This is a genomic window from Streptomyces sp. NPDC014676 (assembly GCF_043084105.1).
Classification (GTDB): domain Bacteria; phylum Actinomycetota; class Actinomycetes; order Streptomycetales; family Streptomycetaceae; genus Streptomyces.
This window is the reverse complement of sequence record NZ_JBIBZI010000009.1, coordinates 1-24,403: the sequence shown is the minus strand read 5'-3', so window position 1 is coordinate 24,403 and position 24,403 is coordinate 1. Positions and strand designations below refer to the sequence as shown.

The 24,403-nt window shown below is 73.0% G+C and carries 26 protein-coding genes and 1 pseudogene; 11 read left to right on the top strand and 16 right to left on the bottom strand.

Annotated elements, in window-relative coordinates:
* Positions 1 to 41: 41 nt before the first annotated feature.
* The 4 genes from ACF1DX_RS24575 to ACF1DX_RS24560 form a co-directional block, all read right to left on the bottom strand.
* Positions 42 to 1,268, bottom strand: a complete 1,227-nt coding sequence (locus tag ACF1DX_RS24575) for an MFS transporter (RefSeq protein WP_391793520.1) — start codon at positions 1,266 to 1,268, stop codon at positions 42 to 44.
* 368 nt (positions 1,269 to 1,636) lie between these two features.
* Positions 1,637 to 2,200: a hemerythrin domain-containing protein gene (locus tag ACF1DX_RS24570; RefSeq protein WP_391793281.1), complete on the bottom strand. Its 564-nt coding sequence runs from the start codon at positions 2,198 to 2,200 to the stop codon at positions 1,637 to 1,639.
* 91 nt (positions 2,201 to 2,291) lie between these two features.
* Entirely contained in the window at positions 2,292 to 2,825 is a 534-nt protein-coding gene (locus ACF1DX_RS24565) for a DoxX family protein (protein WP_391793280.1), read from the bottom strand.
* 72 nt (positions 2,826 to 2,897) lie between these two features.
* A complete protein-coding gene (locus ACF1DX_RS24560) occupies positions 2,898 to 3,221 on the bottom strand; it encodes a hypothetical protein (protein WP_030869550.1) in 324 nt (107 codons plus the stop codon).
* Between the two features lie 156 nt (positions 3,222 to 3,377).
* Here ACF1DX_RS24560 and ACF1DX_RS24555 point away from each other — a divergent pair, with 156 nt between their 5' ends.
* Positions 3,378 to 4,265 carry a fructosamine kinase family protein gene (locus ACF1DX_RS24555; protein WP_391793279.1) on the top strand — a complete coding sequence of 296 codons (888 nt, stop codon included), beginning with the start codon at positions 3,378 to 3,380 and terminating at the stop codon, positions 4,263 to 4,265.
* On the opposite strand, the gene ACF1DX_RS24550 is transcribed toward ACF1DX_RS24555, so the two are convergent.
* From ACF1DX_RS24550 to ACF1DX_RS24540, 3 genes are all read right to left on the bottom strand, one after another.
* Positions 4,262 to 5,920 carry a catalase gene (locus tag ACF1DX_RS24550; RefSeq protein WP_391793278.1) on the bottom strand — a complete coding sequence of 553 codons (1,659 nt, stop codon included), beginning with the start codon at positions 5,918 to 5,920 and terminating at the stop codon, positions 4,262 to 4,264. The two genes, ACF1DX_RS24555 and ACF1DX_RS24550, sit on opposite strands and share 4 nt — an antisense overlap.
* A gap of 196 nt (positions 5,921 to 6,116) precedes the next feature.
* Complete coding sequence (locus tag ACF1DX_RS24545) at positions 6,117 to 6,353, bottom strand: hypothetical protein (RefSeq protein ID WP_030869562.1); 237 nt, start codon at positions 6,351 to 6,353, stop codon at positions 6,117 to 6,119.
* A gap of 269 nt (positions 6,354 to 6,622) precedes the next feature.
* On the bottom strand, positions 6,623 to 8,113 hold the full coding sequence (locus ACF1DX_RS24540; RefSeq protein WP_391793277.1) for a helix-turn-helix domain-containing protein: 1,491 nt from the start codon (positions 8,111 to 8,113) through the stop codon (positions 6,623 to 6,625).
* A 149-nt stretch (positions 8,114 to 8,262) separates the two neighbouring features.
* Between ACF1DX_RS24540 and ACF1DX_RS24535 the strand changes: the two genes are divergently transcribed.
* The 3 genes from ACF1DX_RS24535 to ACF1DX_RS24525 all read left to right on the top strand — a co-directional run bounded on the left by ACF1DX_RS24535 (position 8,263) and on the right by ACF1DX_RS24525 (position 11,313).
* Positions 8,263 to 8,883, top strand: coding sequence for an L-threonylcarbamoyladenylate synthase (locus ACF1DX_RS24535; protein ID WP_391793276.1), 621 nt, complete (start codon positions 8,263 to 8,265; stop codon positions 8,881 to 8,883).
* 79 nt (positions 8,884 to 8,962) lie between these two features.
* Positions 8,963 to 9,718, top strand: a complete 756-nt coding sequence (locus ACF1DX_RS24530) for a dienelactone hydrolase family protein (protein WP_391793275.1) — start codon at positions 8,963 to 8,965, stop codon at positions 9,716 to 9,718.
* A gap of 89 nt (positions 9,719 to 9,807) precedes the next feature.
* Positions 9,808 to 11,313, top strand: a complete 1,506-nt coding sequence (locus ACF1DX_RS24525; protein ID WP_391793274.1) for a metallophosphoesterase family protein — start codon at positions 9,808 to 9,810, stop codon at positions 11,311 to 11,313.
* Position 11,314: 1 nt separating this feature from the next.
* Here the strand turns inward: ACF1DX_RS24525 and ACF1DX_RS24520 are convergent, their stop codons facing one another.
* The gene (locus ACF1DX_RS24520) at positions 11,315 to 12,268 is read right to left on the bottom strand and encodes a TauD/TfdA dioxygenase family protein (RefSeq protein WP_391793273.1); all 954 of its coding nucleotides are present in this window, start codon (positions 12,266 to 12,268) and stop codon (positions 11,315 to 11,317) included.
* Between the two features lie 113 nt (positions 12,269 to 12,381).
* Between ACF1DX_RS24520 and ACF1DX_RS24515 the strand changes: the two genes are divergently transcribed.
* Positions 12,382 to 13,212, top strand: coding sequence for an aldo/keto reductase (locus ACF1DX_RS24515; RefSeq protein ID WP_391793272.1), 831 nt, complete (start codon positions 12,382 to 12,384; stop codon positions 13,210 to 13,212).
* Between the two features lie 35 nt (positions 13,213 to 13,247).
* On the opposite strand, the pseudogene ACF1DX_RS24510 reads toward ACF1DX_RS24515, so the two are convergent.
* The 4 genes and pseudogenes from ACF1DX_RS24510 to ACF1DX_RS24495 all read right to left on the bottom strand — a co-directional run.
* Positions 13,248 to 13,406, bottom strand: a pseudogene (locus ACF1DX_RS24510) (ATP-binding protein); the annotation flags it as partial.
* A gap of 192 nt (positions 13,407 to 13,598) precedes the next feature.
* Entirely contained in the window at positions 13,599 to 14,057 is a 459-nt protein-coding gene (locus ACF1DX_RS24505) for a peroxiredoxin (RefSeq protein WP_391793271.1), read from the bottom strand.
* Positions 14,054 to 14,434 carry a DoxX family protein gene (locus ACF1DX_RS24500; RefSeq protein ID WP_391793270.1) on the bottom strand — a complete coding sequence of 127 codons (381 nt, stop codon included), beginning with the start codon at positions 14,432 to 14,434 and terminating at the stop codon, positions 14,054 to 14,056. Before ACF1DX_RS24500 ends, ACF1DX_RS24505 begins: the two co-directional genes overlap by 4 nt.
* Before the next feature lie 77 nt (positions 14,435 to 14,511).
* Entirely contained in the window at positions 14,512 to 15,006 is a 495-nt protein-coding gene (locus ACF1DX_RS24495) for a MarR family winged helix-turn-helix transcriptional regulator (RefSeq protein ID WP_391793269.1), read from the bottom strand.
* 421 nt (positions 15,007 to 15,427) lie between these two features.
* On the opposite strand from ACF1DX_RS24495, the gene ACF1DX_RS24490 reads away from it, so the two are divergent.
* Positions 15,428 to 16,204 carry an NPP1 family protein gene (locus ACF1DX_RS24490; RefSeq protein ID WP_391793268.1) on the top strand — a complete coding sequence of 259 codons (777 nt, stop codon included), beginning with the start codon at positions 15,428 to 15,430 and terminating at the stop codon, positions 16,202 to 16,204.
* An 80-nt stretch (positions 16,205 to 16,284) separates the two neighbouring features.
* A complete protein-coding gene (hemC, locus tag ACF1DX_RS24485) occupies positions 16,285 to 17,220 on the top strand; it encodes a hydroxymethylbilane synthase (RefSeq protein WP_391793267.1) in 936 nt (311 codons plus the stop codon).
* Positions 17,221 to 17,228: 8 nt separating this feature from the next.
* Here hemC and ACF1DX_RS24480 read toward each other — a convergent pair whose 3' ends face one another.
* A complete protein-coding gene (locus ACF1DX_RS24480; RefSeq protein WP_030869599.1) occupies positions 17,229 to 17,750 on the bottom strand; it encodes a hypothetical protein in 522 nt (173 codons plus the stop codon).
* Between the two features lie 498 nt (positions 17,751 to 18,248).
* Between ACF1DX_RS24480 and ACF1DX_RS24475 the strand changes: the two genes are divergently transcribed.
* Positions 18,249 to 19,046, top strand: a complete 798-nt coding sequence (locus ACF1DX_RS24475; RefSeq protein ID WP_030869602.1) for an RNA polymerase sigma factor SigF — start codon at positions 18,249 to 18,251, stop codon at positions 19,044 to 19,046.
* Positions 19,047 to 19,056: 10 nt separating this feature from the next.
* On the opposite strand, the gene ACF1DX_RS24470 is transcribed toward ACF1DX_RS24475, so the two are convergent.
* Positions 19,057 to 19,383 (bottom strand): ANTAR domain-containing protein, encoded by a 327-nt coding sequence (locus ACF1DX_RS24470; RefSeq protein WP_030869604.1) that lies wholly within the window; start codon positions 19,381 to 19,383, stop codon positions 19,057 to 19,059.
* Between the two features lie 242 nt (positions 19,384 to 19,625).
* On the opposite strand from ACF1DX_RS24470, the gene ACF1DX_RS24465 reads away from it, so the two are divergent.
* The gene (locus ACF1DX_RS24465; protein ID WP_391793266.1) at positions 19,626 to 20,429 is read left to right on the top strand and encodes a VOC family protein; all 804 of its coding nucleotides are present in this window, start codon (positions 19,626 to 19,628) and stop codon (positions 20,427 to 20,429) included.
* Positions 20,430 to 20,447: 18 nt separating this feature from the next.
* On the opposite strand, the gene glgX is transcribed toward ACF1DX_RS24465, so the two are convergent.
* Positions 20,448 to 22,592 (bottom strand): glycogen debranching protein GlgX, encoded by a 2,145-nt coding sequence (gene glgX, locus ACF1DX_RS24460; protein WP_391793265.1) that lies wholly within the window; start codon positions 22,590 to 22,592, stop codon positions 20,448 to 20,450.
* Entirely contained in the window at positions 22,589 to 23,101 is a 513-nt protein-coding gene (locus tag ACF1DX_RS24455; RefSeq protein WP_391793264.1) for a pep a2, read from the bottom strand. Before ACF1DX_RS24455 ends, glgX begins: the two co-directional genes overlap by 4 nt.
* Positions 23,102 to 23,454: 353 nt before the next feature.
* On the opposite strand from ACF1DX_RS24455, the gene ACF1DX_RS24450 reads away from it, so the two are divergent.
* Together ACF1DX_RS24450 and ACF1DX_RS24445 are read left to right on the top strand one after the other, a co-directional pair.
* Positions 23,455 to 23,757 (top strand): DUF5133 domain-containing protein, encoded by a 303-nt coding sequence (locus ACF1DX_RS24450; RefSeq protein ID WP_391793263.1) that lies wholly within the window; start codon positions 23,455 to 23,457, stop codon positions 23,755 to 23,757.
* Between the two features lie 73 nt (positions 23,758 to 23,830).
* On the top strand, positions 23,831 to 24,403 hold a 573-nt coding region (locus ACF1DX_RS24445), incomplete at its 3' end, for a maltotransferase domain-containing protein (protein WP_391793262.1).

Below are 24,403 nucleotides of genomic sequence, written 5' to 3'. Positions count from 1 at the left end.
CTCGAACTCCCCCAGAGGGGGTGCCCCCGGACGGGCTGTTTTTACGCCGCTGTTTCCAAGGCCTCGGGGCGGAGAACCACCGGGGTCTGAGTGCGGCGGGTGTGGAGGAGGTGGCCCGCCGTGATCGACGCGGCGATGATCAGCCCACCGGTGATCAGGGCGCCGCGCGGGCCGGCCAGTTCCATGAGGAGGCCCAGGGCGGGCGGGCCGCCCAGGCTCCACACGGTGCCGACGCTGCCCCAGACGCCGAGCACGCGTCCGCGCAGGTGGGCGGGCGGGTCGGTCTGCAGGACGGACGTTCCCGCGGTGTCGGAGACGGACTCGACGACGGCCATGGGCAGCACCAGGACCAGCAGCACGGCCAGTGACGGTGACATCCCGGCCACCACCTGCAGCAGCGCGCCCGTCGCCGCGAGGGCGCCGACCAGCCGCACGGACGGCCGGCGCAGCCGTGCGCCGAGCACCGCGCCGAGGATGCCGCCGGCCGCGAGGACGGTGGACACCGTGCCGAACGCCCCGGCACCGCCCGCGAGCGGTCCGGTGACCAGGACGGCGAGCGTGAGCCCGTAGTTGCGGCCGAAGACGGCGCTGACGCCGGTCACCCCGGCGAGCGCGAGCAGCCGCGGCCGGCGGGCGAAGAAGGCGATCCCCTCGCGGACGGTCATGGCGGGCTGCGGGCGCTCGCCCTTCCCGCCCTTCCCGACGACGTGCCGGACCGCCCCCGCCGCCGGGCGCAGGAACGGGATGACCGCGGTCACGAACAGGAAGGAGAACCCGTTGGCGAAGTAGGCGGCGGCCGTGCCGAGGAACCCGACCGTCACCCCGGCGAGCGCGGCGCCCGCGAGCCGGCCCGCGTTGAAGACCAGCGCGCCCACGCCGATGGCGGAGGGCACGTCCTCTGCGGGGACCAGATCGTTGCCCAGCAGGGCGCACGCCGGGTTGTCGACGGTGGCGACGACGCCGGTGACGGCGGCCAGCACCATCAGGGACGTCATGTCGAGCCGGTCCAGCGCCACCAGGGTGGCCGTGGTGAACGCGATCACGGCCAGCAGCGCCTGGCTGACGGCGGCCGTCAGCTTCCGCGGCCAGCGGTCGACCGCCGCGCCGCCGAGGACGCTCATGAGCAGGGCCGGCGCGGCCTGTACGGACATGGACAGACCCGTGGCGGCGGCGGACCCGGTGATCTGGAGGACCAGCAGGTTCTGCACCGTGAGCTGCATCCACGTACCGGCGTTGGACACGAAGTTCGCGACGGACCACCAGCGCATGCTGCGGTGCCGCAGGGAGCGCCAGGGCGAGCGGGACCCGGACTGGGCAGGGGGGAGCGAGGAAGACACAGGCGCGCTACTCGGGGGGACGAGTCCAAGGACTCAGCGGAGGGGCGCGGGAAGCGGAACGCCGGCTGCGCTGCGCGGCGGCTCCCGTCACCCGGAAGGGCGCGGCCCATCGTGACAGAAGGGACCGCCGAGTCGGTTCCGAGCAGCCGGTGATCAGGGGGACGTGGGCGTCAAATGTGCCCTCGTGCGGGGGACTTGGGCCGTGAGTGCGGTTGCTCACAGGGGGCGGGGACACGGAGGGAGGGGCCCGTCACCTGTGTGACGGGCCCCTCCCTCCGGTTCCTCGCGTGCGCCTGGCGTCAGCCGAGCTTGCCGCGTCCGCTCAGCGCGTCCCGGATCCGGTCCACCATGCCGGCGCCCGGTGCCAGCAGCTTGTTCGCCGGGGGCTTGTCCGGGGCGGACGGGTGCGGCCGGGTCGGGGCCGTCTTCTTCGCCTGCCGGACCTTGTCACCGAGCCGGTCGAGTGCCTCCGGGGAGCAGGAGGCGCGCAGCATCGGGAACAGGTTCTGCTCCTCGTCGGCGATGTGCTCGCGGATCTCGCTCATCAGCGCCCCGACGAGCCGGTCGAACTCGGGGTCGCCGGCGTCGCAGCCCTCCAGGTCCTTCATCGTCCGCTCGGCCGTGGCGTGGTCCTCGAGCTCGCGGTCGGCCAGCGCGTCCCCGTTCCGCACGTGCTCGCGCACGGCCGGGTAGAGGTACGCCTCCTCGGCCACCGAGTGCCGGACCAGCTCGATGGTGACCTGGTCGGCGTACGTCTTGCGGTCCTTGTGGCCGGGCGGCAGTGCCTCGATCTTGCCGAAGAGCTCCTCGACCTCCCGGTGATCGGTCACCAGTTCGTCGATGACGTTGCCTCCGTGTCCCATGTCCTTCTCACCTCCGGTTCGTGGTGGCACCCGGCCGGGTCCACCCGCCGACGAGTCCCCCCGGCTCCGGGAAGCTAACGCGGTCCGCGCGTCAGCGGGACAGCTTGGCCCGGACCCGGCCGGCCGCCGCGGCGGGTCCGGCCCCGGCCCGGACGGACCGGCGTACGAGGTGGGCGTCGCGGCGCAGATCGTGGGCGGCGTGCCGGCTCCGCCAGAGCAGCGAGGGGGCGGCGCCGGTGTCGTCGGCGGCGATCAGCAGGCCGCCGAGCATGGACAGGTTCTTCAGGAAGTGGATGCGCTGCTGCATGCGCTGACCCGGGTCCTCCTCCTCCCAGAAGCGGTGGGCGGCCAGTGTCGTGGGCACGAGCGTGGCGGCGACCGCGAGCGCGGCCGGGCGGGACAGGCGTCCGGTGGCCAGCAGCAGCCCGCCCACCACCTGGACGGCGCCGCTGAGGCGCACGGCGTCCTCGGTGCGGTCCGGCAGCACCGCGACGCGGTCGGTGACGGGCTTGACGACGGACTCGGCGATCGGGGCGACGTTCTGGGGGTTGCGGACGGAGTCCAGTCCGCCCGCGACGAACATCGACGCCAGCATCGGCCGGCCGAGGACGCGCAACAGACTCATGCCTTCTCCTGGAGGTGTGGACGGTGGGGGTGCGCCGGGTTCCCCGCCGTGCGGGGACCATGCGGCGTGCCCTCACCAGAAGCGGGTGGTGAGCGCGGGCCGGTGGACGGCCTGGACGGCGTCGCGCAGGCGCAGGGCGACGCCGATGGTGGTGCGCAGGGCCGAGGGCCGTACGGTCTGGGCGGTCTCCGTGGCCAGGACCAGCAGGCAGCCCGCCGCCTGTTCCACCACGGACACCGGGAAGGTGTAGTCGCTGTCGGCGGCCGCGCGGAACGCCTTCAGCGGGATTCCGGCGCCGTCCACGGTCCGCCGGGCGGCCTGCTCCAGATGGTGGGCGGCCTGTTCGCACAGCGTGGCGGGCAGGGTGAGAGTGCGCTGGAACGATGAACTCGTCATGCTCCGAGTGGTCCCCCGGCGCGGTTTCCTTCGATCGGCGGCGGCCGGGATTTCACCGTCCCGCGTGACCGGCCGGCGGCGGACGCGGGTGTGCGGGGAGCCCATACCCTGGGCACGACCGCTCGTCCGCGCACCCCGTATGTGAGGAGTCCGTCCATGAGTTTCCCTCCCGGTCCGGCCGTCCGGGACGGCGACGGGCCCGGTGCCGTGGCGGCCCGGTTCACCGGACGGGCGGTGACCGGTGTGCGTACGCTGTCCGGCTCACTGGCCGAGGCCGTCCTCGACGACGGCCGGGTGGTGGTCGTCAAGAGCGCCGACGCGGCGGAGGCCGCGCGCGCCGAGGCGGCGGGGCTGCGCTGGCTGGCCGAGGCCGGGACGGTGCGGGTGCCGGTGGTGCACGGTCATGACGCGCGCCGGCTGGTCGTCGACCGGGTGGCGCAGGGCCCGCCCGGACGGGAGGCGGCGCTGCGGTTCGGCCGGGGGCTGGCCGCGCTGCACGCCGCCGGCGCACCGGCCTTCGGGGCGCCGCCGCCCGGCGGCCCGGTGGAGGCGTACATCGGGCTCGCCCCGATGCGCAACGTCACCGGCGACGACTGGCCCGGCTGGTACGCGGCGCACCGGGTGCTGTCGTATCTGCGCCGGGCGGTCGACGACGGCACCGTCACCGCCGGTGAGGCGGGCGTCGTCGAGCGGGTCTGTGCGCGGCTGCCGGAGCTCGCCGGGCCCGCCGAGCCGCCCGCGCGGCTCCACGGCGACCTGTGGAACGGCAATGTGCTCTGGGGCGCCGACGGGCACGTCCACCTGATCGACCCGGCCGCCCACGGCGGGCACCGGGAGACCGATCTCGCGATGCTCGCCCTGTTCGGCTGCCCCCATCTGGACGCGGTGCTGGACGGCTACCGGGAGGCGGCGCCGCTCGCCGACGGGTGGCGGACGCGCGTCGGCGTGCACCAGCTCTTCCCGCTGCTGGTGCACGCCGTGCTGTTCGGGCGCGGTTACGCCGAGCAGGCGCTCGCGGTGGCGCGGTCGGCGGACCGTCTCTAGCGGGTCACCACGTGCCGTTCGTCGGGGACGCAGTGGGTCATGGTGAGTCCCTGCACGTCGCGGGGCGGGTTGTCGCCGAGGCTGGCCAGCCGCTTGCGGTCCTCGTCGGTGAGGTCCTGGCTCGCCAGGGGCTCCAGGTGGGCGACGTCCTCCGGCATGATGCCGAGGCCCTCGCCGACCCTGCGGCCGAGGTCGGTCTCGACCAGCAGGAAGTGCCACACCATGCGCTCCTGCACCGGCCGGTCGCACTGGGAGATCAGGGTGACGAAGTTCTTCACCAGGTCGTCGCGCTCCCAGTCCTCCATCAGGCAGTACCGCTGGCCCGCCTGGAGGTAGTCGTTGGTGCGCTCGATGCGCTTGCGGGTGAGCCTGCCCCGGATCTCCGGGCCCTGGTCGTCGTGCGTCGGGTACTGGCCCTCGCGCAGACCGCCGGTGATCGACGGCTCGTAGTTGACGTGCGGGTTCTCCCCGCCCTTGTCCTGGAAGTACGCCATCTGGCCGTCGCGCTGGTTGGTGCGCACGTCCGCGTGCCTGGCCTGGTTGACCGGGAGCTGGAGGTAGTTCGGGCCGACCCGGTGGCGCTGGGTGTCGCTGTAGGAGAAGGTCCGGCCGACGAGCATCTTGTCGTCGGAGAAGTCCAGACCGTCGACGAGGACGCCGGTGCCGAAGGAGATCTGCTCGTTCTCGGCGAAGAAGTTGTCCGGCATCCGGTTCAGCACCATGCGGCCCACCGGCTTCGGCGGGAAGTCCTGCTCCGGCCAGGTCTTGGTGTCGTCCAGCGGGTCGAAGTCCAGCTCCGGGTGGTCGTGGTCGTCCATCATCTGGACGAGCAGTTCCCACTCCGGGTACTCGCCGCGCTCCACCGCCTCGTACAGGTCCTTGGTGGCGTGGCCGAGCGACTCGGCCTGGACGTTCGCCGCGTCCTCGGCGGTCATGCTGCGCACGCCCTGCTTGGGCATCCAGTGGTACTTGACCAGCTTGGTGTTGCCCTCGGCGTCGACCCACTTGTAGGTGTTCACGCCGAAGCCCTGCATGTGGCGGTAGTCCGCCGGGATGCCGCGCGGGCTGAACAGGTTGACCAGCATGTGCATCGACTCGGGCGTCTGCGACATGAAGTCGAAGATGCGGCGCGGCTGCTGCTCGAAGGTGACCGGGTCGGGCTTGAGGGCGTGGATGACGTCCGGGAACTTGATGGCGTCCCGGATGAAGAAGACGCCCAGGTTGTTGCCGACGAGGTCCCAGTTGCCGTCCTCGGTGTAGAACTTCACCGCGAAGCCGCGGGGGTCGCGGGCGGCCTCGGAGGAGTCGCGGCCGCCGATGACGGTGGAGAAGCGGATGGCCAGGTCGGTGCGCTTGCCCTCCTCCTGGAAGAGCTTGGCGCGGGTGTAGCGGGAGACGGGCTCGTCGCCCCACTTCCCGTACGCCTCGAAGTATCCGTACGCGGTGACGCCGCGGGCGTGCACCACGCGCTCGGGGATGCGTTCCCGGTCGAAGTGGCTGATCTTCTCCAGGAACTGGTAGTTCTCCAGCGTGGCCGGGCCGCGGGAGCCGACGGTGCGCTGGTTCTGGTTGTCGTAGACCGGGTGGCCCTGCCGGTTGGTGAGTACCTTGCGGTCGTCGCCCGGAGCGGGGCCCCGGCTCGAAACGTCCGTCATGATCGTGGGCTCCTTGCGCTGCTCGACGTCCCTGGGATGCCGTCCGTACGAGGGTCATGCTGCCCCGCATCACCACGGTCGGCGACTCGGGAGGCGGCCGGTTGCGCCAGGCCGGGTGAGGAAGCGGTGCCCTGGGACGGCGGGGGCCCGGCCGCCGTGGTCGTGCGCGGTGGCCGGGCCTTGCGAGGCGGTGTGCTCAGCCGCCGTTCAGGCGTGCGCGCAGCAGCCCCTTGCCGAGTTCCGCGCCCTTGCGGCTGTCCGCCTGGGCCTTGCGGAACAGGTCGGCGACCTCGGTGTCCTTGGCGCGTTCGGCGTCCTGGATGTAGCTCTCCAGGCGCAGTGCGTTGCTCAGGCACGCCTCGACGTACCAGATCAGGTTGTAGTCCTTGTCCTGCGTGCCGGTGACGCCGCCGGTCTCCGTCTCACTGGTCATCCGGGCCTCCTCGTCGCGGTGCTCGTTACGGGCCCGTCCGTCCCGGCGCGCGATGCCGGGGGCGGGCCTCCACAGCGGCGGTCGGGTACCCGTCCGCGCCGGAGGCACACAGCGGTGAAGGGCCGGGGGCGCGACCGGTCCCCCGTTCCGGTCGTGCCCCCGCCGTGCCGCCGAAACTATGCGCAGCGGGCGGGCGTGTGTACCGCACCGGTGCCCGCTGCGGGCGCCGGAGGACTCACCCGTGCACAACTGAGTCCGAAAAGCCCGGTTCACCCGTCCGTGAGGACCGGCTGTTCCAGGTCACCCACAGCCAGATGGGCCAGGACGACCTCGTACAGGTCGGTCCCGGCGGCCAGCAGCTGGCGTTCCAGGACCGGTTCGGCGCTGCGCACGTGCTCGCGCACGGTCTGGGCGTGCACGCCCAGGCTCTGCGCGGCCCGCTCGGCGTTGCCCCCGGCGGCGATCCAGGCGCACAGGGTGCGGCGCACGTTCCGGGTGTCCCCCTCCAGCCGTCCCAGCAGTTCCCGTGCCCAGCCGCCGACGGCGGGGCCGGCCAGCAGGTCGGCGAGGCCCGGTGAGGGCGCCGCGGGGTCGCCGGCCGCCTGCCCGTCCAGGAGGTTGATCTGGGTGTGGAGCGCCAGGTGCACCACGGCGCGGGCGGTGACGTCGTCGAAGTCCGTGCCGAGCATGGTCTCGACGCGTTCCATGCGGGCCCGTACGGTGTTGCGGCTGACGCCGAGGATCTTGGCGGTGTTCACTGCGGTGAACTCCAGGCCGAGGCGGGTGGTGGCGAGGAGTTCGGCGCGGGTGTGGTGCGGCAGCGCGTCGAGCGGGCGCAGCACCCGGGCCGCCCAGCCGCGCAGCGCGGCGGGGTCCATCAGCCGCTCCGGGTGGGTGCGTTCGGCGTACACGGCCGTCTTGTCGGCGCGGAAGCGCGCCACCGCCAGGGCGCTGACGGCCTGCCCGTACGCGGTGGCGGTACGGGCGAGGCTCTGCCACACGCTGCCGCCGAGGAAGGTGTCCGGGTGCCGTTCGACCAGCGACCGCAGCTCGCCGGCGGTGGCCTCGCGGGGGCTGACGACGATCACGTGCCCGTCCATCGCCGGGCAGCGCACGACCAGCGCCTCCTCCCGCGTGGTGTCCAGGCACTCCGCGGCGAGCCGGTCGCGCAGGGCGGGCGCGGACTCGACGACGTAGACGCAGGCGGTGTCGGCGTCGAGCAGGCCGGGCCAGAGTCCGGCGGCGACCCGGCGGGCGGCGACGGTGTCCTCGACCATCAGCAGCTGCAGGATCGCCAGGCGCAGATCGGCGGTGGCCCGCCGCAGCCGGTGTCCGGCGGCGGCGGTCTCGTGGGCGGTCAGCAGGAGTTCGATCACCTGGGCGGTGTGCGTGACGACGTCGGAGGTGTGCCGGTCGAAGGGGGTCTCGCGGGAGACGGCCAGCACGCGGGCCCCCGAGGGGTGCCCGATCCGCACCAGGCGCACATGGCGCCCCTCCCCCTCCCAGGCGGCGGAGGCGATCCGGCCGGAGCCGAGGTCGGCGACGAGGGACTCGTCCAGCGGCAGCCGGGTCCCGGCGAACAGCGTCCCCGCGGCGTCCTGGAGGGACGCCTCCGCGTCCGTGGTGGCGGCCAGCCAGTCGACGACCCGGCGGACGTCCCGCCCACCCGGACGTAGATGTCCGAGCAGCTCCCGCGCCCACGCCGGATGCTCCCCGGCCGCCCGCGGCGCCTGCCGGATTCCGTCCCTACGGCCTGCCACCCCGGCCTTCCCCTCGTCCGTTCGTCGTCCCCGGCCCAGGCCGGGGACGTTACCCCACCCGTGCGCGCGGCTCATCCCGGCGCGTCGGCGCACCGGACCTCGGGAACGACGTGCGCGGTCCTGGCACGCGGGCGGCATAAGCTCGGTGAATGGCGAAGTACTTCGACGTGCACCCCGACAACCCTCAGCCGCGCACCATCGCGCAGGTCGCCGAGAGCATCCGCTCCGACGCCCTGATCGCGTACCCCACGGACTCCTGCTACGCACTCGGCTGCCGTCTGGGCAGCCGCTCGGGCATCGACCGGATCCGTACGATCCGCAAGCTGGACGACCGGCACCACTTCACCCTGATGTGCCGGGACTTCGCGCAGCTCGGCCAGTTCGTACGGATCGACAACGACGTGTTCCGCGCGGTGAAGGCGTCGACCCCGGGCAGCTACACGTTCATCCTGCCCGCGACGAAGGAGGTGCCGCGGATGCTGATGCACCCCAGGAAGAAGACGGTCGGTGTGCGCATCCCGGACCACGTCGTCACCCAGGCCCTGCTGGCGGAGCTCGGTGAGCCCCTGCTGTCCAGCACCCTGCTGCTGCCCGGCGAGGACGAGCCGATGACCCAGGGCTGGGAGATCAAGGACCTGCTCGACCACCAGGTGGACGCGGTGCTCGACTCCGGCGACTGCGGCACCGAGCCGACCACGGTGATCGACTTCTCGGGCGGCGAGGCCGAGATCGTGCGCCGGGGCGCGGGCGACGTCACCCGGTTCGAGTGAGGGGGCCGGGCCGTCCGGCGCGTACGGCGGCCGTGTGACGATGGGTGTGATCCGCACCCCGTCGAAAGGCAGCACAGCGATGACCGCCGTACAGGGAACGACCGTCGACATCCCCACCGGGGACGGCACCGCCGACGCGTATCTGACGCATCCCGTCGACGGGGGTCCCCGGCCGGGGGTGCTGCTCTACATGGACGCCTTCGGTGTGCGGCCGCGGCTGCGGGAGATGGCGGACCGGCTGGCGGCGGCCGGTTACACGGTCCTGGTGCCGAACCTGTTCCACCGGCACGGACGCGCCCCGGTGGTCGAGCTGCCCGAGTTCATCGACCCGGGGGCGCGGCCGGAGCTCTTCGAGCGGCTCGGGCCGGTCATGCGGGAGCTGACGCCCGAGCGGGCGATGCGGGACGCCGACGCGTATCTGCGGTGGCTCGCCGCCTGCCCGGCGGTGGCGGACGGCCCGGTGGCGGTGACCGGTTACTGCATGGGCGCGGCCCTGTCGCTGCGCACGGCCGGGACCTACCCGGACCGGGTGGCGGCCGCGGCCGGGTTCCACGGCGGCCGGCTGGCGACGGACGCGCCGGACAGTCCGCACCTGGTGGCCGGCCGGATCACCGCCGAGGTGTACTTCGGCCACGCCGACCAGGACCACTCGCTGCCCGAGGAGCAGATCGAGCGGCTGGAGCGGGCGCTGACGGAAGCCGGTGTCCGGCACCGCTGCGAGGTGTACACCGGGGCGCCGCACGGCTACACCCAGTCCGACACGGCGGCGTACGACAAGGAGGCGGACGAGCGTCACTGGGCGGCGCTGCTCGACCTGCTGGCGCGCACCTTCTGACCACCACCCCCCAACTCGGTGCCGTACGAAGGGGATTCGGCGGCACCCCGCTCTCCGGCCGTCCATCGCACCGTTGTTACGGTGCACCGGTGTCCGAATCCTCACGTGATACCGCCGAGGGCGCCGGCTGGGGCGCCGCCGAACACGGTACGTACCGGCGGCTGATGCCGCACCGGGTCGAGAAGATCTCCTGGCTCGACCCGCGCATGCTGCGGGCCGCCCGCAACGGGGTCCTGGCCTCCTGGTTCGGCGACCCCACGGGAGACACCCGCGCCCGCTGGGTGGCCCAGCGGGAGGCGGCCGGCGCCCCCGCCGACAAGGTGATCCGGCGTGACGACCCGGACCGGTTCTCGTTCCTGGTGATCGGCGACACGGGTGAGGGCGGCGAGCCCCAGTACGCGGTGGTGCCCGGACTGCTCCAGGAGGGCCGGGACACCGCCTTCGCCGTGCTCGCCAGTGATGTGATCTACCCGGTGGGCAGCGCCGACGACTACGGCACCAAGTTCTTCCGCCCGTACCGGGACTACCGGGCCCCGATATACGCGATACCGGGCAACCACGACTGGTACGAGGACCTCGGCGGGTTCATGCGCATCTTCTGCGACGACGCCCCGCCGCTGCCGCCCGCGCCCCGGCCGCGCCCGCTCACCCGCGCCTGGCTGCGCTCCCTGCTGTGGCACCGGCCGCGCGCCGGGGACGGCGGGCGCCTGGAGGAGGCACGGAAGCTGCGGTCCGCGCCCGGGCAGCAGGCCGTGCAGCCGGGGCCGTACTGGGCGATCGACGCCGGGCCGGTGCGGATCGTCGGCATCGACACGGGGCTGCTGGGCACGGTCGACGCCGAACAGGGCGCCTGGCTGCGCGAGGTCTCCCGCGGGCCGCGCCCGAAGATCCTCGTCACGGGCTCGCCCCTGTACGTGGACGGCGAGTATCACCCGTGCCCGATCGAGGGCGGCGGCACCGTCGACGACATCGTCCGCGACCCCGGTCACCACTACGTGGCCGCGATCGGCGGCGACATCCACAACTACCAGCGCTACCCGGTACGGCTGGACGACGGCCGCACCCTGCAGTACGTGGTGGCGGGCGGCGGCGGGGCGTTCACGCACGCCACCCACACCATCCCCCGGGTGGACGTCGCCGGTGTCACCGAGCGGGACTTCCGCTGCTATCCGCTGCGCGGCGACTCCCTCGCCTTCTACAGCGGGCTCTACGGGCGCCGGCTGCGGCTGCGCCGCTTCCTCACCCTCACCGACGCCGAGGCGATGGCCGTGATCGCCGAACGCCTCGGCATCGGGCCCACTCGTGCGCCCGGCGCGCCGGCCCGGGTCACCCGCCGGACGCGGCTGGTCGCCGGGCTGCTCGGCACCGGCCGCCGGCCCGACCGGCGCAAGCGGCTGCGGCTGCCCGTGCGCAAGGCCTACACGTCGCTGTTCTCACCGGGGTCGGCCACCTACAGCCCGCCGTTCTTCAAGTGCTTCCTGCGGCTGGACGTGAGCCCGGAGGCGATCCGGCTGCGCTGTCACGCGGCCACCGGTCACCGCGCGCAGGAGATCGCCCCGCCGGTCGAGGACGAGGTGACCATCCCGCTGAAGTGAGCTACCAGCGGCCGGGGGCGGTGCCGGTGAGGGCTTTCGAGGGCCGGCCGTCCACGCCGACGGGCACGTCACCGGCGAGCATCACCCGGTGCATGATCCGCGGGTGGTCGAGGTGGGCGGTGTCACCCGGGGCCAGGTGGATGGTGGCCCGGTTGTCCCAGAAGGCCACGCTGCCCGGCTCCCAGCGGAACCGCACGGTGTACTCGGGCCGGGTGGCCTGCTCCAGGAGCATCTGGAGGACGGCCGTGCTCTCGGGGCGGGACAGGCCGGTGATCTGCTCGACGTAGTAGCCGTTGACGAACAGGACCCGCTCCCCGGTCTCCGGGTGGACGCGCACCAGCGGGTGCTCGGAGGCGGTCTGGCTCTCCAGCAGATGGCGCAGATAGGCGTCGTCGCCGGGACGGGGCTGGTAGCCGACCCCCAGCCGGTGCTCGGCGCGCAGCCGGTCGGCGAACTCCCGCACCGGGGCCGAGAGTCCGGCGTACGCCGCGGCCAGGTTCGACCAGGTGGTGTCGCCGCCGTAGGGCGGGACGGTCTCGGCGCGCAGGATCGTCGCGGCCGGCGGGTCGACGCGGGCGCCGTGGTCGCAGTGCCAGCCGCGCAGCAGGGTGTGGCGGCGGCGCCGCAGCCACTCGTCGTGCTCCATGCCGAACCGTCCGCCGAGCTCCAGCCGGTCGGCGGTGGTCTCGATCTCGGGGAAGTCCGCCGGTGAGGCCCTGCCGCGCCGGGGCAGCACGACCGGTTCGCCGAAGCGGCGGGCCAGCGCCACGTGTCCGGCGTGGTCGAGACGCTGGCCGCGGAAGAACACCACCTTCCAGCGCAGCACCGCCGCCCTGATGGCGGCGGTCACGGCGTCGTCGAGGTCACCGGTGAGGTCGACACCGGTGATCTCGGCCCCGATGTGCCCGGCCACCGGGCGCACCTCCACCCCCGTGCCGTCCCTGTGCGTCGTCATGCGTTCCCCACTCCGTCGGCTGTCCGCACAGGTCTCCCTACCCCTCCGGTTGATCATTGACCCCCTCGTCCCCGACGCTGGGAGGACGACATCCCCGACGGGAAGGCACCCTGGTGAGCGGCATCCCGAGCCACACCCTCAACGACGGCACCACGATCCCCGCCCTGGGCCTGGGCACCTGGCCGATGGACGACGCCGAGGCGGAGCGGGCGGTGGCCGAGGCCCTGCGGATGGGCTACCGCCTCGTCGACACGGCGGCCAACTACCGCAACGAGACCGGTGTCGGCCGTGCCGTGGCCCGGTCCGGAGTCCCGCGCGAGGAGGTCGTCGTGACGACGAAGCTCCCGGGCCGGCACCACGGCTACGAGGAGACCCTCGCCTCCTTCGAGGAGTCCCGCGCCCGGCTGGGCCTGGAGTACGTCGACCTCTACCTGATCCACTGGCCGCTCCCCCGCGTCGACAAGTACGTCGACTCCTGGAAGGCCATGGTCAAGTTGCGCCAGGACGGGCTCGTCCGGTCCATCGGCGTCTCCAACTTCACGCCCGCCCACATCGAGCGGCTGGAGAAGGAGACCGGGGTGCTCCCCTCGGTCAACCAGGTCGAGCTGCACCCCTTCTTCCCGCAGGAGGAACTGCGCGCGTACCACGCCGGCAAGGGCGTGCTGACCGAGAGCTGGAGCCCGCTCGGCCGTGGCTCGACGCTCCTGGACGACCTGGCCGTGGCCGCCGTCGCCGAGGCGCACGGGGTCACCCCGGCCCAGGCGGTGCTGCGCTGGCACGTCCAGCTGGGCGCGCTCCCCGTGCCCAAGTCGTCCGACCCCGGGCGGCAGCGCGCGAACCTCGACGTCTTCGGCTTCGAACTGGACGCCGCCCAGATGCGGACCATCGCCGACCGCGCCCACCGGCGGATCGGCGGGGACCCGGAGACGCACGAGGAGTTCTGACCCGGTGCCGGGGCCGACGGGGACCGGGCGGCGGATCACGGCTGTGGCAGCGGCCGCTCCGCCCAGATCGTCCTGCCGCCGTCCGTCCGGCGGCTGCCCCAGCGCTGGGTGAGCTGGGCCACCAGCGGCAGTCCGCGTCCGCCCTCGTCGTAGGCGTGGGCGCGGCGCGGATGCGGTGAGGTGGAGCAGGCGTCGGCGGGCAGCGCCCGCACGGCCCGTCCCACGGCCTTCCCGGCCGGGTGTCCGGTCAGCCGCCGGGCGTCCTCGCTCCACCCCGTCACGATGCCGCGGGCATCGACGACCACCGCGGCGGAGGCCTCGTCCATTCGTCCGGGATCATCCCATTGCGCCCCCGCATCAACCGCGACGGTCCACCCGGGGCCGCGCTATGCGCGGAGCGCGGCGAGCGCCCGGTCCGCGTGGGTGTTCATCCGCAGTTCGCTGCGCACCACCTCCAGGACGGTGCGGTCCCGGCCGATGACGAAGGTGGCCCGTTTCGTCGGCGCCAGGGCGATCCCCCGCTTCACCCCGAACCGCTCACGGACCGTGCCGTCGGCGTCGGACAGCAGGGGCATGCCGAGGGAGTGCCGCTCGGCGAACTCCGCCTGCCGTTCGACGGCGTCCGCGCTGATGCCCACCGGCCGCGCGCCCACCGCGGCGAACTCGGCGGCGAGGTCGCGGAAGCGGCAGGCCTGCGCGGTACAGCCGGGGCTGAGCGCGGCCGGGTAGAAGAACAGCACCACCGGCCCCTCGGCGAGCAGCTCCGAGAGCCGGCGGACGGTGCCGGTCTCGTCCGGGAGCGCGAAGTCCGGGGCCGTGCCGCCCTTCTCCACCCGCCCGCTCACGACCGGCCCTCCGCGCCCTTGGCGACGCCGCGCGCCCACAGCACCAGCGGCACCTGCAGGGGCAGCCGGCCGAGGGCCGCGGCCCTCTGCGGGGCGGGGCGGTGCCGCCAGTCGACGGCCATCTTCACGTTGGCGGGGAACACGCCGACGAAGAAGGCCGCCGCGGCCAGCGCGGCGACCTTGCGGGTGCGGGGCAGCGCCAGCCCGGCGGCCAGCGCGAGTTCGACGGCGCCGCTGGCGTGGGTCCAGGTCCGGGGCGAGCCGGGCAGGGAGCGCGGCACGATGTGGTCGAACTGACGGGGGGCGGCGAAGTGGGCGGTGCCCGCGGCGGCCAGCAGGCCGGCGAGCAGCAGGGGCGAGCGTTCGGACCGGGACACGGTTCCTCCTCTGATGGCCTGCCGCGCGATATTACCCGACGGTAAGTACCGTGCGGCACCGGCCCCGGGGCCCGCCGTCAGGCGTTGCGGGCGGCTTCCGGCTCCTCGGCGGCGTGGGCGAGGAAGTCGTCGACCATGCGGTGGAAGAGGGTGGCGAGCTGCCGCAGATCGTCGGGCGACCAGTCGGCCAGGGCCACCCGCATGCCGCGGACCCCCGCCTCCCGGATCCGGGCGATGGCCTCCCGGCCGGCCCCGGTGAGCTCGATGCGCTGGGCGCGGCGGTCGTCGGGGTCCGGGACGCGGGTGACGTGGCCGGACTTCTGCAACTGCTGCACCGTGCGGGTGACGTGCGAGGCCTCCACGCCCAGCCGGGCGGCCAGCTCCCCCGGCCGCATCGGCTCGGTGTCCGCCATCTGCCGCAGCAGTGCGACGGCGGCCCGGTCCAGCGGCACACCCGCCAGGGCCATCAGCCGCTCGTGCTGACGTGCGCGCGTGCTCAGGTAGGTGAGGCGGTGGAGCGCGCGCTCGATCTCGGCCACTTCCACAGGGGCGGGGACGTCGGGGGTGGACATGTACCGCACTTTACCATCTCATTGCGTAACTCAATCAATCGCCCGCGCCCGCACAGTCGGCGGGCGGCGGCTCCCCCAGCCGGGACGGCACGGCCGCCCCGCACGCCCGGTCCGGGCAGGAGATCACGGCCGGCACCCCTGACCCGCCCCGCCGGCCGCCGCTTCCGGCACCGGGCCCAGACCCTCCCGGCCGGCGGGTCCGTCACGGCCTCCGCGCCCGGGAGGGTGCGCCGCTCCGGCCGCACCCGAGGAGGCGGCGACCGGCGCCCCGGTGCGATCCGGGGCCCGGCGCGGTGATTGTTGGGCCGCGCTTCACCAGCGGTACGCCCGCACCCTCTTGGCATGTATACGTCCAGCCGGAATGCTGAACTCCCCATCCCGCCACAGCCGTTGGCTGCGCCCGGACCACGAGGAGAACGCAGTGCCGTCGAGCACGCCCCGAACGCACCGCAGAAGATGGCTGACCGGCCTGGCCGGCGCGGCCGCGCTCGTCATCGCCTTCCCCGCCACCGCCTTCGCCGCACCCCCTCCCGCCCTGCCGGCCAACGCGGACGCCCTGGACCGGACGTACCAGCCTGCCTTCGACTACGACACCGACGGCTGCTACTCGACGGCCGCGATCGGCCCGGACGGCACCGTCAACCCCGGCCTCAACCCGACCGGTGCGCTCAACGGCAACTGCCGTGACGCCTCGGACCTGGACACCACCAACAGCTACTCCCGCTCGAAGTGCAACAACGGCTGGTGCGCCGTCCTCTACGGCCTGTACTTCGAGAAGGACCAGGCCCTGCCGGGCGTCAGCCTCGGGGGACACCGCCACGACTGGGAGCACGTCGTGGTGTGGGTACAGAACGACACCGTCCAGTACGTCTCCACGTCCAACCACGGGTCGTTCACGGTCCATGCCCGCTCGGCGGTCCGTTTCGACGGCACGCACGCGAAGGTCGTCTACCACAAGGACGGCATCAGCACCCACTGCTTCCGCCTCGCGGGCTCGGGCGACGAGCCGCCGGAGAACCACCGGGGCAGTTGGCAGTACCCTCCGCTGGTCGGCTGGAACGGCTACCCGGCGGGGCTGCGCGAGAAGCTCAGCTCGTACGACTTCGGCAGCGCCCACTTCGGCCTGAAGGACGGCAGCTTCGCCTCCCACCTCGCCGCGGCCAAGCCCTCCGGCATCCCCTTCGACCCGAACGCCTGACCGCACACGGCTCGTTGACGCCGGGACGCCGTTCGGCGTCCCGGCACGGGCAGGCCCCTTCGAGGGTCTATGGTGTCGGCATGTCCGCCCCCGAACTGATCCGTATCGTCTCCCGCGACTCGCCCATGGCGCTCGCCCAGGTGGAGCGCGTCCGGGCCGAGCTGGCCGCCGCCCGTCCCGGTGTGCGCACCGAGGTCGTACCGGTGAAGACCACCGGAGACAAGTGGCTCGGCGACCTGTCGGCAGTGGAGGGCAAGGGCGCGTTCACCAAGGAGGTGGACGCCGCGCTGCTCGCCGGTGCGGCGGACCTCGCCGTGCACTGCGTCAAGGACGTGCCCGCCGACCGGCCGCTCCCGGCGGGCACGGTGTTCGCCGCGTTCCTGGAGCGGGACGACATCCGCGACGCCCTCGTGCACCCGGACGGCCTCACCCTGGACGAACTCGCGCCCGGCACCCGGATCGGCACCTCCTCGGTGCGCCGGGTCGCCCAACTGGCCGCCACCCACCCGCATCTGCGGTGCGTGCCGCTGCGCGGCAACGCCAACCGGCGGCTGGCGAAGCTCGCCGCCGGGGAGGTGGACGCCCTGCTGCTCGCGGTCTCCGGCCTGGAGCGCATCGGCCGCGCCGACGTGATCAGCGAGGTGCTCTCCCCCGAGGCCATGATGCCGCCCATCGGCGCCGGCATCCTCGCGCTGCAGTGCCGTGAGGGCGACACCGCCCTGATCGACACGGTCGGCACCCTCGGCCATCCGGACACCCATCGCGAGGCCGCCGCCGAACGCATGTTCCTGCACGTGCTGCAGGGGCACTGCAACAGCCCGATCGCCGGCTACGCGCGGGTGGACCGCGGCGGCGAACTGTCCCTGCGGGCGTGTGTCTTCACCCCTGACGGCAAGACCCGGCTGAACGCGCACGAATGGGCGGGGCGGCTCGACCCGGCCACGCTCGGCACCTCGGTCGCCGTGGCGCTGCTGCGTCAGGGAGCCCGCGAGATCATCGACGGCATCCCGCACTGACGCGGCGCTCAGGCGGTGCCTTCCTCCGCCTGTTCCCGCAGGAAGACGCTCACCTGCTGGGCGAGGCTCTCCCGGCAGGCGCCCGCGGGCGCCCCCGCGGACCCCTCGTGCACGCCGATGCCGCCCGCCCACAGCCGGCGCCCGGCCCACTCCTCGTCGACGCGCAGCTGGACCTGGACGTCGACCTGGCTCAGGGCCGCCTCGGGACCGGCCGCGTAGAGGACGGCGGTGGCGCGGCGCAGCGGATAGACGTCGAATCCCTCGATGAACTGCGAATTGCGCCAGTCGATGAACGCGCTTTCACCGTCGGGGCCGGTCCGTACGTCGATCTGACCGTCCTCGACGTGAAGGGAGAAAGGCCGGTCCCCACGGTTCTCGACGGTCACGCGGACACTGAAATACGTCAGCCCCTCGGCGGCGTCGTCCCGTCCCCTCGGCGGTTCGCCGGATTCCAGACGGTGGACGCGGACCCGCAGACCGGCATGCTCGTCGTACTCCTGCCAGTCCCCGACCACGTTCGGCTCGTACACAGTGCACCTCTCGACTTCTGTCCGCTGTTTCCTATCTGTGGCCTCGGCACGCTGTCAAATGAGCGGAATGCGCCGTGGCCAGGCGGTTCGCCCGGTCTGATCGTCGATCAAGCGCTGCGCTGGAGGAATCCCCCCGCCGGCCGCCCGGCGGCCGGCGGGGGCGTGCCGCACATCACGTCCGGCGCCGTGATCACCGGCGCGCCGCCCGGGCGGTCCGCGCCGGCGGGGGCGGGCCGGGCCGGAGCCGTCCGCTCCGCGGCGGGGAATTTCACGCGGTGAATTCACTCGATTCCACAACGTGCGCTTTCCGGTGATTTTCTCCGCCGAATTCCGGGAGACGTTTTGGAACGACTGATCACGGGGAAGGGAATTCTCAGTGCTTCGGACAGGAGGCACGTCCGTGGGAACCGCTTCGCCGGCCGCGGGCCTGTCGTGGTCCGAGCCGCCGTTTCCCACGGGGTCTGTCCATCCGGCACCCCGCTCAGGGAGGTGCGCGTGATGCGTACCGTCAGTCCCAGGAAGCAGCACCCCCACGACGACGCCCCCGACACGGCGGGGGACTTCGCGCGCCTGGCCCGGCTGCCCGAAGGGCCCGAGCGCAGGATGCTGCGCGACGCGCTGGTCATGGCCTGGCTGCCCATGGCCGAGCGCATCGCCGTCCGTTTCCGGGGCCGCGGTGAGGCCCTGGAGGATCTGTACCAGGTGGCGGCCCTCGGCCTGGTCAAGGCGGTGGACCACTACGACCCGGCGCGCGGCAACGCCTTCGAGGCGTACGCCGTGCCGACGATCACCGGCGAGATCAAGCGCCACTTCCGCGACCACATGTGGACGCTGCACGTGCCGCGCCGGGTCCAGGACCTGCGCAACCGGGTGCGGCACGCGGCGAAGGAGCTGGCGCAGACCACTCCGGGCCGCTCCCCCACGGTCGCCGAGATCGCCGCGCACACCCTGCTGACCGAGAGCGAGGTGCGCACCGGGATGGAGGCCCTGGAGTGCTTCTCCGCGCTGTCGCTGGAGGCGGAGATGCCGGGCACCGACGGCTACGCCCTGGGCGACGCGATCGGCGGTCCCGATCCGGCCTACGACACCGTCGTCGACCGGGTGGCGGTGCGGCCCTGCCTGGAGGCGCTGCCGGAGCGCGAGCGGCTCATCCTCTATCTGAGGTTCTTCCGGGGGATGACGCAGAGCGACATCGCCGGGCAGCTCGGCATCTCGCAGATGCACGTCTCCCGGCTGCTCAGCGGCTGCTTCGCCCATCTGCGCGAGGAACTGTTCGCCGAGGCCGAGGCCGGCTGAGCGGGGCGCGTCAGTCCTCCGGCGGCACGCCCGGGATCTGGGTGGGGCCGAGCCGGTCCAGGACCTCCTCCAGCACCGTCCGCACCTCCGCCGGCAGGAGCCCGGTGCGCCCCCAGACGAGGATCAGGTCGGCCACGTTGCGGAGTTTGATGTTCGTGCGCTGGGAGACCTCCTTCAGCACGGTCCAGCCCTGGTCGGGCGAGACCCGTCCGAGCGCGACGATCATGCCGATCGCCTGGTCCACCACCGCGTGCGAGACGACCGCGTCCTTCAGCTGCTGGACTTCCTCCTCCAGCTGGAGGATGCGGTCGGCGCCCCCGTCCGTGGGCATGGTCACCTCCGGGTCCGGTGTGCCGCTCTCGTGGTGCCTTCGCATAGTGCTTGAGTGCCTTCACCCAGTGTCCGGTCCATCCATCGTCGCCACTGCGGCCGCCCCGCGCCACCGGGGCGACCCGGGGCGGCGGGGCCACCGTTTCGGTGCCGCCGCCGGGGTACTCGGCAGGCGCCCAAAGGGGCACCCGACGGACACTGGTGCCATCCGGGTGGCTGCCAGGCCGACGAGATCAGGACGCGACTGCCATGAACCACGACATGCCCTCCCCCGCCGGCGCGACGGAGGTCTTCTCGACGCACTCCGTGTTCGGGACGCCCTGCTGGGTGAGCCTGACCAGCCGTGACATGAAGACGACCGAGGAGTTCTACGGGGCCGTGCTGGGCTGGGAGTGGCGTCCGGTGCGCCTCGGCGACCGGTTCCGCATCGCCCTGTCCGAGGGCCGGCCGGTGGCCGGGATCGCCGACGTCGCCGGCATGTGGCAGATGGCGGTGGCGTGGACGCCGTACTTCGCGGTGCGCAGCGCCGACGAGGCCGCGGGGCGGGTGCAGGAGCGCGGCGGCACCGCGGCGGTCGGCCCGATCTCCCTGCCGCCCGGACGCGCGGCGCTGCTGGCCGACCGGGACGGGGCGACGTTCGGGGTCTGGGAGGGCGAGCTGTTCAGCGACTGGCCCACCTGGCGCCGCGCGCAGCTCGCGTTCGTCCGGCTGCACACCCGTGACGCCTTCGACGCCGCGATCTTCTACGGCGGGGTCTTCGACTGGGCGTCCGACAAGCCGGGCTGTGTCGAGGTGGAGTACGAGGGCGAGGAAGTGGTGCTGCGCAGCGAGGGGGACGTGGTGGCGCGGATCGAGTCGGGGGCGGCGGAGTCGGCTCCCGACCCTACGGTCCGGCCGCACTGGCAGGTGCACTTCTCCGTGAAGGACGTGGCCGCCTGTGCCCGTGCCGCGGAACGGCACGGCGGCAGTGTGCTCTCCCTGGGCGCCGACGAGGCCGTGCTCCGCGACAACGAGGGCGCCCAGTTCACGGTGACGTCACGCCGCGGGCGCTGACGCCTCGCGGGCCCGCCGTCACTTCGGCGTGCGGGACGGGCGGGACAGCAGGACCAGGCTGCGGGGGCCCGCGGTGAGGACGGCGCCGGCCTTGTGCTCCGCCTCGTCGGGGGTGCCCTCCGGGTCGGCGGTGTCGATCAGGGCCGTCCAGCGCTCACCGTAGGAGACGGGCGGCAGGCGGAATCCGACGGGCTCCCAGTGACTGTTGAGCAGCAGCAGGAAGGAGTCGTCGACCAGACGCCGGCCGCGCGGGCCGGGCTCGGCGATGGCGTCGCCGTTGAGGAACACCCCGACCGAGTGGGCGTCGGAGCGCTGCCAGTCGTCGTCGGTCATCTCCCGCCCGTCGGGCAGCAGCCACACCAGGTCGGGCAGCGGCTGGCCGGCGTGGCGCACGGTCTCGCCCCGGAAGAAGCGGCGGCGGCGCAGCACGGGGTGGGCGAGGCGCAGCGAGATGAGCCCGCGGGTGAAGTCCAGCAGGTCGCGCTGTTCGCCGGTGAGCCGCCAGTCGATCCAGCTGGTCTCGTTGTCCTGGCAGTAGGCGTTGTTGTTGCCGCGCTGGGTGCGGCCCAGTTCGTCGCCGTGGGAGAGCATCGGGATGCCCTGGGAGAGCAGCAGGGTGGCGAGGAAGTTGCGCTGCTGGCGGGCGCGGAGTTCGAGGACGGCCGGGTCGCGGGTGGGGCCCTCCGCGCCGCAGTTCCAGGACCGGTTGTTGCTCTCGCCGTCCCGGTCGCCCTCGCCGTTGGCCTCGTTGTGCTTGTCGTTGTACGAGACGAGGTCGCGCAGGGTGAAGCCGTCGTGCGCGGTGACGAAGTTGACGCTGGCGCGCGGGCGGCGTCCGTGGTGCGCGTACAGGTCGGAGGAGCCGGTCAGCCGGGAGGCGAAGTCGCCGAGGCTGTGTTCCTCGCCGCGCCAGAAGTCCCGTACGGCGTCCCGGTACAGGCCGTTCCACTCCGACCACAGCGGGGGGAAGTTGCCCACCTGGTAGCCGCCCTCACCCACGTCCCAGGGTTCGGCGATCAGTTTGACGCGGCTGATCACGGGGTCCTGCTGGATGAGGTCGAAGAACGCCGAGAGCCGGTCGACCTCGTGGAACTGCCGGGCCAGGGTGGCGGCGAGGTCGAAGCGGAAGCCGTCGACGTGCATCTCGGTGACCCAGTACCGGAGCGAGTCCATGATCAGCTGGAGGACGTAGGGGTGGCGCATCAGCAGGCTGTTGCCGGTGCCGGTGGTGTCGTAGTAGTGCGACCAGTCGCCGTCCACCAGGCGGTAGTACGAGGAGTTGTCGATGCCCCGGAAGGAGAGGGTGGGGCCCTTCTCGTTGCCCTCGGCGGTGTGGTTGTAGACGACGTCGAGGATGACTTCGAGTCCGGCCGCGTGGAGGGTCTTCACCATCTCCTTGAACTCGGTGACCTGTTGGCCCCGGGTGCCGCGGGCGGCGTAGGCGTTGTGCGGGGCGAAGAAGCCGATGGTGTTGTAGCCCCAGTAGTTGGCCAGGCCTCGGCCCTGCAGCACACCGTCCTGGACGAACTGGTGGACCGGCATCAGCTCGACGGCGGTGACGCCGAGCGAGGTGAGGTGCCCGACCACCGCGGGGTGCGCCAGTCCGGCGTAGGTGCCCCGGAGTTCCTCGGGGACGTCGGGGTGGGTGCGGGTGAGGCCCTTGACGTGGGCCTCGTAAATCACGGTGTCGGAGTAGGGGCGGCCGGGCCGGGTGTCGTCGCCCCAGTCGAAGGCCGGGTCGGTCACCACGCCGAGCATGGTGTGCCCGGCGCTGTCGGCGGGGTCGGGGCCGTGAGGGGTGCGCTCGTACAGCGAGGGGTGGTTGTCGATCTGGCCGTCCACCGCGGTGGCGTAGGGGTCGAGGAGCAGTTTCGCCGGGTTGCAGCGGTCGCCGGCCGCCGGGGCCCAGGGGCCGTGCACCCGGTAGCCGTAGCGCTGCCCGGGGCCGACGCCGGGGAGGTAGCCGTGCCGGACGAAGCCGTCGACCTCGGTGAGCCGTGTGGTGGTGTGCCGTCCTTCGTCGTCGACCAGCACCAGGTCGACGCGTTCGGCGACCTCGCTGAAGAGCGCGAAGTTGGTGCCCTCGCCGTCGTAGGACGCACCCAGCGGGTAGGGGCGCCCGCTCCAGGCGGGCGCCCCTTTCCGGTTCTGTCGCCGGGTCACCGGACTTCCTCCAGGATGCCGTCCGGCAGGCGTACCCGGCCGGTGAGCGTGGCGACGCTCACCTCGCGGGGGAGGTCCAGTCCCTCGCTCTCGCGCGGGTCGGGCGCGGTCGGCACGAGGGGGACGCGTTCGCCGGCGCGGGCGCGCTGCGAGAACCAGATGACCTTGCTGCCGTTCTCGGTGGCGCAGCAGCCCCAGCCGTCGCTGCTCGCCGCGATGTGCTCGAGGCAGCCGCGCAGCTCCTGGTCGGGGCGCAGGGCGCGGTTGTTGTCACCGATGGCCGTGATGAGGTGCTGGCCGTTCCACCACATCTCGATCGACGTGTTCTTGTCGGTGGCGTGCTCGTCGATGGCCCGCAGCAGCATCTCGGCGCCGCCGCAGACGGGCTCCACCAGGTTTTCCAGGTCCCAGAACCGGAGGTGAGCGGCCAGTATGCGGCTGACCTGTCCCACCCTTTCGGGGCTGACTTCCACGTCGAGGTGGTAGTAGCAGGGCACTGCGGTCTTCATGGTCGTTGGCTCCTCACGCGAAGCTCTCGTCCTCCTCGCCCCCGCGGGGCGAGCCCCCGAACACGGAACGTGAGCGGGTATCGCTTCTGAGTCACTTTTCAGGGTGAGGGGGTTGGTCCGTTCGTGCAACACGAGCGCACATCCGTGACTCCTGGGGCGACGTCCGGACGGGAAACGGCCGGGGCGCGCCACCCCAAGTGATTGAAAAGCCAACAAGACGTTGCGTCATCACCCGTGCACCATGTGTGAAGACCTCGATCGCCGTTACGGGTCCGTGCATCCGCGCGCACGGCCGCCGCCCGACCGCCGGGACAACGCGCCTCGAATCGAGCCCCGGAAAGGTGCACGGCGCCATGCTGCTCCCCGCCAAAGCCGAAGTCGCCCGGCAGTTGCGTCGCTACCGGGCCTGGGAACGCGTGATGCTGGCGGCCCCGGCCGACCACACGGTGCGGGCCACCTTCGAGGACGCCGGCTACACCCTCTGTGTGCTGATGGGCAAGCGCTGCGCGCGGGAGGCGGCGGACGCCGCCGAACGGTATCTGCGCACCACCCTCGTCACCTATCTGCAGGAACAGAACGACACGCCCCGCACGGCGGCCGCGGTCCGACGGGGACCGCCGGCCGTCGAGCGGCGCTCCCCGGCGGGAAGGCAGTGACCTTCCCGCCGCTGTTTGGTCCCACGCCCGGGCGTCCGCCCGGGCGTCGAGCACGGCGGAGGTGCACAGACCCATGAAGACGAGCCGGACCATCGGCCGTGTCCCGGTACGGGACGTCCGGCCGTCCGTGGACTGCGGCAGGCGGCCGGCCAAGGCCGTCGTGGGTGAGACGTTCGAGGTCACGGCGACCGTGTTCCGGGAGGGGCACGACGCGGTGGCCGCCAACGTGGTGCTGAGGGATCCCGAGGGGCGCCCGGGACCGTTCACGCCGATGCGGGAGCTGGCGCCGGGCAGTGACCGGTGGGGCGCGGAGGTCGTCGCGGACGGCCCGGGCCGGTGGACCTACCGCGTCGAGGCGTGGGGCGATCCCGTGGCCACCTGGCGCAGGACCGCCGGCGTCAAGGTCCCTGCGGGCATCGACACCGGGCTGGTGCTGGAGGAGGGCGCCGACCTCCACGAGCGGGCGGCCGCCGGGGTTCCGCGGGACGACGGACAGTCCGTGGTCCTCGCCGCGGCCGAGACCCTGCGGGACGACTCCCTGCCCTGTGCCACCCGGCTGGCGGCGGCGTTGACGCCGGAGGTGGAGGCGGTGCTGGCCCGGCACCCGCTGCGGGAGCTGGTCACCGGCAGTGAGCCGCTGCCGCTG

What these genes read in the sequence shown, in the direction of transcription:
- ACF1DX_RS24575 (WP_391793520.1), bottom strand. Translation starts at nt 1,268, where the DNA reads ATGCGCTGGTGGTCCGTCGCGAACTTCGTGTCCAACGCCGGTACGTGG.
- ACF1DX_RS24570 (WP_391793281.1), bottom strand. Translation starts at nt 2,200, where the DNA reads ATGGGACACGGAGGCAACGTCATCGACGAACTGGTGACCGATCACCGG.
- ACF1DX_RS24565 (WP_391793280.1), bottom strand. Translation starts at nt 2,825, where the DNA reads ATGAGTCTGTTGCGCGTCCTCGGCCGGCCGATGCTGGCGTCGATGTTC.
- ACF1DX_RS24560 (WP_030869550.1), bottom strand. Translation starts at nt 3,221, where the DNA reads ATGACGAGTTCATCGTTCCAGCGCACTCTCACCCTGCCCGCCACGCTG.
- ACF1DX_RS24555 (WP_391793279.1), top strand. Translation starts at nt 3,378, where the DNA reads ATGAGTTTCCCTCCCGGTCCGGCCGTCCGGGACGGCGACGGGCCCGGT.
- ACF1DX_RS24550 (WP_391793278.1), bottom strand. Translation starts at nt 5,920, where the DNA reads ATGACGGACGTTTCGAGCCGGGGCCCCGCTCCGGGCGACGACCGCAAG.
- ACF1DX_RS24545 (WP_030869562.1), bottom strand. Translation starts at nt 6,353, where the DNA reads ATGACCAGTGAGACGGAGACCGGCGGCGTCACCGGCACGCAGGACAAG.
- ACF1DX_RS24535 (WP_391793276.1), top strand. Translation starts at nt 8,263, where the DNA reads ATGGCGAAGTACTTCGACGTGCACCCCGACAACCCTCAGCCGCGCACC.
- ACF1DX_RS24530 (WP_391793275.1), top strand. Translation starts at nt 8,963, where the DNA reads ATGACCGCCGTACAGGGAACGACCGTCGACATCCCCACCGGGGACGGC.
- ACF1DX_RS24520 (WP_391793273.1), bottom strand. Translation starts at nt 12,268, where the DNA reads ATGACGACGCACAGGGACGGCACGGGGGTGGAGGTGCGCCCGGTGGCC.
- ACF1DX_RS24495 (WP_391793269.1), bottom strand. Translation starts at nt 15,006, where the DNA reads ATGTCCACCCCCGACGTCCCCGCCCCTGTGGAAGTGGCCGAGATCGAG.
- hemC (WP_391793267.1), top strand. Translation starts at nt 16,285, where the DNA reads ATGTCCGCCCCCGAACTGATCCGTATCGTCTCCCGCGACTCGCCCATG.
- ACF1DX_RS24475 (WP_030869602.1), top strand. Translation starts at nt 18,249, where the DNA reads ATGCGTACCGTCAGTCCCAGGAAGCAGCACCCCCACGACGACGCCCCC.
- ACF1DX_RS24465 (WP_391793266.1), top strand. Translation starts at nt 19,626, where the DNA reads ATGAACCACGACATGCCCTCCCCCGCCGGCGCGACGGAGGTCTTCTCG.
- ACF1DX_RS24455 (WP_391793264.1), bottom strand. Translation starts at nt 23,101, where the DNA reads ATGAAGACCGCAGTGCCCTGCTACTACCACCTCGACGTGGAAGTCAGC.
- ACF1DX_RS24450 (WP_391793263.1), top strand. Translation starts at nt 23,455, where the DNA reads ATGCTGCTCCCCGCCAAAGCCGAAGTCGCCCGGCAGTTGCGTCGCTAC.